Below are 575 nucleotides of genomic sequence, written 5' to 3'. Positions count from 1 at the left end.
GACATGCCGTAGATGAGGGAGGAGTAGACCGAGGGCATGTTCCCGGCGATGAACAGGTAGACACGCAGCGCGGCGGCGTTGAGGCGGTCGAGGCGAGCCTTGCGCTTGTCGTTGCGGCGCTTAGCGCGGGCATTGCGGCGCGTCTCCTTGGCGGCGGCCTTGGCTTCGCGTTCGAGACGCGCGACCTCGATTTCCTTGCGGCGCAGCTCGATGGAGACCTCTCGCTCGCGGAGCTTCCGCACGGACTCGGCGTCGCGCTCGGCGATCCGGGCTTCGGTGGTGCCGGCGACCTTGCGGACCTTCGCGGCGGCCTTCGACTCTGCCTCGGAGGCGGCCCGTTCGGTTGCGGCCGTGTCGATCTCTCGGGTCTGCGCGGGCGCAGGGGGTGCTTGTACAGTGGTCGTAGCCATCGGGGGGTCATCTCCCTTGGTGGTCAGAGGGGCCTCATCGGGTAGTGACCGGTGGGGCCCTTCGCCGTCCGTCCGGACGGTCCGCCATCCATAATATGTCCAATCGTTGGACATTTCTAGTCCGGGGTCGGACGCGTCCAATCGCGGGACGCGTCCGGCCTCTTG

Annotated in this window: 1 protein-coding gene; it reads right to left on the bottom strand. The window is 67.7% G+C overall.

What is annotated here, in order from left to right; translation table 11 throughout:
* The coding region (locus tag QWZ14_RS28955) for a hypothetical protein (protein ID WP_290320540.1) at nt 1-410 on the bottom strand (410 nt) is incomplete at its 3' end.
* Nucleotides 411-575 lie beyond the last annotated feature (165 nt).

Source organism: Paeniroseomonas aquatica (assembly GCF_030409335.1).
In the GTDB taxonomy this organism is placed as follows: domain Bacteria; phylum Pseudomonadota; class Alphaproteobacteria; order Acetobacterales; family Acetobacteraceae; genus Belnapia; species Belnapia aquatica.
The sequence above is the reverse complement of the archived record's forward strand: the minus strand, read 5'-3'. Positions and strand labels throughout refer to the sequence as shown.